At 57.0% G+C, this 5,676-nt stretch carries 5 protein-coding genes and 2 pseudogenes; 6 read left to right on the plus strand and 1 reads right to left on the minus strand.

Going from position 1 to position 5,676, the window contains the following annotated elements:
- From GOB86_RS14530 to GOB86_RS14555, 6 genes and pseudogenes are all read left to right on the plus strand, one after another.
- Positions 1-231, plus strand: a pseudogene (locus tag GOB86_RS14530) (ISL3 family transposase); the annotation flags it as partial.
- Between the two features lie 107 nt (positions 232-338).
- Positions 339-1,157 (plus strand): Kae1-like domain-containing protein, encoded by an 819-nt coding sequence (locus GOB86_RS14535; RefSeq protein WP_165993338.1) that lies wholly within the window; start codon positions 339-341, stop codon positions 1,155-1,157.
- 185 nt (positions 1,158-1,342) lie between these two features.
- Entirely contained in the window at positions 1,343-2,422 is a 1,080-nt protein-coding gene (locus GOB86_RS14540) for a hydrogenase small subunit (RefSeq protein WP_165993340.1), read from the plus strand.
- Positions 2,419-4,239 (plus strand): nickel-dependent hydrogenase large subunit, encoded by a 1,821-nt coding sequence (locus tag GOB86_RS14545; protein ID WP_165993342.1) that lies wholly within the window; start codon positions 2,419-2,421, stop codon positions 4,237-4,239. Before GOB86_RS14540 ends, GOB86_RS14545 begins: the two co-directional genes overlap by 4 nt.
- Before the next feature lie 13 nt (positions 4,240-4,252).
- Positions 4,253-5,014, plus strand: a complete 762-nt coding sequence (gene cybH, locus GOB86_RS14550; RefSeq protein WP_165993344.1) for a Ni/Fe-hydrogenase, b-type cytochrome subunit — start codon at positions 4,253-4,255, stop codon at positions 5,012-5,014.
- Positions 5,015-5,232: 218 nt separating this feature from the next.
- Positions 5,233-5,586 (plus strand): HyaD/HybD family hydrogenase maturation endopeptidase, encoded by a 354-nt coding sequence (locus GOB86_RS14555; RefSeq protein WP_253544534.1) that lies wholly within the window; start codon positions 5,233-5,235, stop codon positions 5,584-5,586.
- Here the strand turns inward: GOB86_RS14555 and GOB86_RS14560 are convergent.
- A pseudogene (locus GOB86_RS14560) lies at positions 5,579-5,676 on the minus strand (IS5/IS1182 family transposase); the annotation flags it as partial. The gene GOB86_RS14555 and the pseudogene GOB86_RS14560 overlap by 8 nt on opposite strands.

Here is a 5,676-nt window from a genome sequence, read left to right on the forward strand (position 1 = left end):
TGCACGGGAGGCGATCTGAAGGCTCTGCTGGAAGAAGGAAAGACGACGCTGCTGTCACGTCTGATTCCCGCGCTTGAACGGGATGCGGCTGCCATTGAAGCGTCTCTTGTCACACCTTGGACAACCAGCCCGGTTGAAGGACAGATCAGCCGACTGAAAATGATCAAGCGAACCATGTTCGGAAGAGCAGGCTTCGAACTCCTCAGGGCGCGTGTCCTTCAGCCCGCATAATCAAAAAACATCATCACGAAAAGTGCGGAAGAACCCAAAAACTGGCAGGCGATCATGGCTGGCTGCTGGAAACAGTCTGGCACCATCACGCGCATATTGCCGCCACCATGGCCGAAAACGGGTGGGAGCAGGGGGCTGTTCTGGGGCTGGCGCTCGACGGCACGGGCTATGGGCCAGATGGCACCTTATGGGGGTGCGAAATGCTGGTGTGTGATTATGCACACATGACCCGCATGGGTCACCTGAGCACTGTTCCCATGCCAGGGGGTGAAAAAGCAGCGCGCGAGCCATGGCGCATGTTACTGGCGCACATGGACCGCGCATTGGGGGCGGAGGCCACCGATCAAGCGCAGGCAGTAGTGCGCGCGTTACACGAAAAACCGGTGGACACGATACGGGCCATGGTCCGCAAGGGTCTGAATGCCCCCCTGACCAGTTCAGCCGGACGCCTGTTTGACGCCATGGCCGCCCTGACTGGCTGTGCGCCTGCCAGACTGAGTTATGAGGGAGAGGCCGCTATGCGGCTGGAGGCTCTGGCCGAACAGGCGGAGGGTATATCGGCCCCACTGGTATTTGACCTGCGTATGACCGGTGACCTGCTGGAAATGGACCCGGCTCCCATGTGGCGTGCGGCCCTGCAACGCTTGGAAGGCGGGTGCACCGGAGCCGAACTGGCCCATGCATTCCATGCCGGGCTTGCGCATGCATTGGCCACCGCCATGCGCAAACTAGCCGTGCGCACGGGGCTGGGCACGGTGGCGCTGTCTGGCGGGGTTATGCACAATGGGGTGCTTGTGAGCATGCTCATCCCGCTTTTGCAGGGGGCTGGGCTGAAGGTGCTTATGCCAGCGCAAGTGCCCGCAGGCGACGGCGGGCTGGCTCTCGGGCAGGCCGCAGTGGCGGCATACAGGCACAGGTGCACCTGATTTTTTCAATACACCGGGTATAAAGTGGAAAGCTGGCAGCCAATTGTGGCGGCCAGACTGTGTCCATCTGGGCGTTGGGACCGGGTTAGTCTGGCCTTTTTCGGGCGTGGCACATTTCTTGCTTTCTCCTTGAGGGTAATTGCGGACCTGTTCCGGTTCGCCGCCTGAGGAGGACGTCTTCATTGATGGCTGGTCTTGAAACGTTTTATGAAGTGATGCGACGGCAGGGCATTACCCGTCGGTCGTTCATCAAATACTGTTCGCTTACCGCTGCGGCCCTTGGTCTGGGGCCGGAATTTGTGCCCCAGATCGCCAGTGCGATGGAAACCAAACCCCGTCTGCCTGTTTTGTGGCTGCACGGGCTGGAATGCACCTGCTGCTCGGAAAGTTTTATTCGTTCTGCCCATCCGTTGGTCAAGGATGTGGTTCTGTCCATGATCTCGCTTGATTATGACGACACACTCATGGCGTCTGCCGGGCATCAGGCCGAAGCCATTCTGGACGAGGTGATGGAAAAATACCACGGCAACTACATTCTGGCCGTGGAAGGGAACCCACCCCTTAATGAAGATGGCATGTACTGCATTATCGGCGGCAAGCCGTTTGTGGAACAGCTTAAAAAAGTAGCCAGCGGGGCCAAGGCCATTATCTCGTGGGGGTCATGCGCCTCTTACGGGTGTGTGCAGGCCGCACGTCCCAACCCTACGCAGGCAACGCCCGTGCACAAGGTTATTCTGGACAAGCCCATTATCAAGGTGCCGGGTTGCCCGCCCATTGCCGAGGTCATGACCGGCGTTATTACCTACATGCTGACCTTTGACCGCCTGCCCGAGCTTGACCGGCAGGGGCGGCCCAAAATGTTCTACTCCCAGCGGATTCACGACAAATGCTACCGCCGCCCCCACTTTGACGCGGGCCAGTATGTGGAAAGCTTTGATGATGAAGGCGCGCGCAAGGGGTACTGCCTGTACAAGGTCGGTTGCAAAGGCCCAACGACCTATAACGCATGTTCCATCGTGCGGTGGAATGATGGCGTGTCCTTCCCCATCCAGTCGGGTCACGGTTGCATTGGCTGTTCCGAAGATGGGTTCTGGGACAAGGGGTCATGGTACGCAAGGCTCCAGAATGTAGGCGGTTTTGGTGTTGAAGCCAGTGCCGACAAGGTTGGCATGGTTGCCGCCGGAGCCGTAGGTGCGGGCCTTGCCGCCCATGCCGCCATAAGCGCGCTCAGCCGCGCACGATACAAAGGGGATGACGCCCAATGACCACGCTCCAGACACCAAACGGTTTTGCGCTTGATAACGGTGGAAAGCGCATTGTGGTGGACCCGCTGACCCGTATTGAAGGGCACATGCGTGTTGAGGTGAATGTGGATGAGCAGAACATCATCCGCAATGCCGTATCCACCGGCACAATGTGGCGCGGGTTGGAAGTTATTCTGCGTGGGCGTGACCCGCGGGATGCATGGGCCTTTGTGGAGCGGATCTGCGGTGTGTGCACCGGCTGTCATGCGCTTGCCTCCGTGCGCGCGGTGGAAGATGCGCTGGATATCCGTATTCCCACCAATGCGTTTCTGATTCGCCAGATCATGGCCAAGGTGCTGGCATGGCATGACCATGTGGTGCATTTTTACCACCTGCACGCGCTGGACTGGGTTAATCCGGTCAACGCCCTAAGGGCAGACCCGCGTGCGACGTCCATGTTGCAACAATCTGTTTCTCCCAACCACGCCAAGTCTTCCCCCGGCTATTTCCGTGACGTGCAGAACAGGCTGAAAAAGTTTGTTGAAAGCGGACAACTCGGTATTTTCAAAAACGGGTACTGGGATAGCAAAGCCTATCTGCTCCCGCCCGAAGCCGACCTGATGGCTGTAACCCATTATCTGGAAGCGCTTGATTTCCAAAAAGAAATTGTAAAAATCCACACCATTCTGGGTGGCAAAAACCCGCACCCCAACTACATGGTGGGGGGTGTGCCCTGCGCCATCAATATTGATGGGGACATGGCGGCTGGCGCTCCACTGAACATGGATCGTCTGAACTTCATCAAGCAAAAGCTGGATGAAGCCTACGAGTTTTCGCAAAATGTTTATGTGCCCGATGTTATCGCCATCGCCAGTTATTATAAGAACTGGCTCTATGGTGGTGGTCTGGCAAACCATAATCTTATGGATTACGGCGACTACCCAACCATACAGGGTGATAAATCCACCGACCGCCTGCCCGGTGGCGTGATCCTGAATGGTAACTGGAACGAAATCCACCCGATTGATGCCCGTGACCCCGAGCAGGTGCAGGAATTTGTAACCCATAGCTGGTATAGCTACGGGCAGGGGCGCGAGGATGTCGGTCTGCATCCGTGGGATGGTGTGACCGATCCGCACTATGCTTTGGGCAGTGGGGCCAAGGGCACACGCACTAATATTGAAGCCGTGGACGAAAACGCCAAATATTCGTGGGTCAAGGCCCCGCGCTGGCGTGGCAATGCGTGCGAGGTCGGGCCTTTGGCGCGCTATATTCTGGCGTATTCCAAGGGTGTGCCTTACGTTAAAGCGCAGGTGGACGATGCTCTGGGCCGCTTTAACGCTCTGGCTGGCACCAGCTTTACGCCACAACAGGCGCTGCCCACCACAATCGGGCGTACGCTCACCCGCGCGTTGGAAGGGCATTATTGCGCCCAGCAGTTGCTGGATGATTATGATGCCCTGATCACCAACATCCGCAATGGGGATCTGGCAACAGCCAATATGTCGCGCTGGGATCCGGCAACATGGCCCAAGGAGGCCAAGGGGGTTGGTCTTGTGGCCGCACCCCGTGGTGGGCTTGGCCATTGGATCAAAATCAAGGATGGCCGGATAGAAAACTACCAGTGCGTGGTGCCCAGCACATGGAACGCAGGCCCACGGGACGCCAAGGGCAATATTGGTGCGTTCGAGGCATCACTTCTGGGAACGTCTATGGCTAACCCTGAACAGCCGGTGGAAATCCTGCGCACCCTGCATTCGTTTGACCCCTGCATGGCCTGCGCCACACATGTCATGGCCCCCGATGGGGATGAACTCGCCCGCGTAACCGTGCGCTAAGGGGGATAGCCCGATGGTTCCATCCAAATCGAACGTCCTGACCGATGAGGACCTGCAGGGCACAAACCTGCAGGGGCAGAACGCGCGGGCACTGCGCGCGCGCAAGCTCACCACGATTTACGTGTATGAGGCTCCCGTAAGGCTCTGGCACTGGGTTACGGCGGCGTCCATTGTTGTGCTGGCTATTACCGAGTATTTTATTGGCACGCCGTTGCCTACGCTTTCGGGGGAGCCGAGTAACCATTTTCTCATGGGCTGGATCCGGTACCTGCATTTTGCTGCGGCATGGATTTTTGCCGTGGGCTTTGCCGGGCGTATCGTGTGGACCTTTATGGGGAATATCTATACGCGCGAGCTGTTTTATATTCCCATCTGGCGCAAGGACTACTGGAAAGGCCTGCTGGACGAAATACTGGTCTATGCCTTTATTAAAAAACAGGGTGAAAAAACAATCGGGCATAATGCGCTTGCCCGCACGGCCCTGTTTTTCTGCTTTACCCTGACCGGCCTGTTCATGATCATCAGCGGGTTTGCGCTGTATTCCGAAGGAACAGGCATGGATAGCTGGGAGGGCAGAGTATTTGGTTGGGTTATGCCCTGGCTTGGGGGTGATCTGGGCACGCACTTCCTCCACCATTGGGGGATGTGGGTGATCATCCTGTTTGTGATGATCCATATTTATACCGTCACGCGGGAGGATATTATGTCCCGCCAGACGCTGCTGTCAGCAATGACCAATGGGTATCGGTCTTACCGGGATGATCGACCAAAGTGATAGGTCTATGACCATGTAGCTGCTCGTTCTGGAAAGTAAGAGTCCATAAAATCCCGTCATCACATTTACGTGTTGGCGGGATTTTTGCATTTGGCCGGTCGCGCATCTGCCATTCTGGAAGTTGGCATGTTTCTTGCTTTTATTGAATGGCAGGGAAAGCGTGGGCCTGCCTTGGGTGGGGCCACGGTTCCCTGAATGGGGAACAGGAGGCGGCACACGTGGCGTTAGACGCGGTTCTATATGGCAGTGAGCGGAAAATTCTGGTGCTGGGCATCGGCAATATTCTGTGGGCGGATGAGGGGTTTGGTGTTCGGGCTGTTGAATACCTTGCTGCCCGCTACAGCTTTGGTCCGGATGTGGAGGTCATGGATGGTGGCACGCAGGGCCTGTATCTGCTGCCCGTGCTGGAGGACCTTGAAACCCTGATTATTGTGGACGCCATAGATTTTGGTCTTCCCCCCGCCACCTTGCATCATGTGGAAGGCTCTGCCGTGCCCGCTACAATTGGTGCGCGTAAAATGAGTCTCCATCAGACCGGTTTTCAGGAAGTGCTACGGCGTGTCGTCAGTTAAGCAGGATAATGATTGAAGCGAACTGCACGGCTGCGAGGAAGGTGGATTTCAGCTTGTCGTAACGGGTTGCGATAGCGCGAAACTGCTTGA

Source organism: Acetobacter lambici (assembly GCF_011516885.1).
GTDB lineage: Bacteria > Pseudomonadota > Alphaproteobacteria > Acetobacterales > Acetobacteraceae > Acetobacter > Acetobacter lambici.

Coding starts and splice junctions, on each gene's coding strand:
- GOB86_RS14535 (WP_165993338.1), top strand. CDS start 339: ATGGCCGAAAACGGGTGGGAGCAGGGGGCTGTTCTGGGGCTGGCGCTC.
- cybH (WP_165993344.1), top strand. CDS start 4,253: ATGGTTCCATCCAAATCGAACGTCCTGACCGATGAGGACCTGCAGGGC.
- GOB86_RS14540 (WP_165993340.1), top strand. CDS start 1,343: ATGGCTGGTCTTGAAACGTTTTATGAAGTGATGCGACGGCAGGGCATT.
- GOB86_RS14545 (WP_165993342.1), top strand. CDS start 2,419: ATGACCACGCTCCAGACACCAAACGGTTTTGCGCTTGATAACGGTGGA.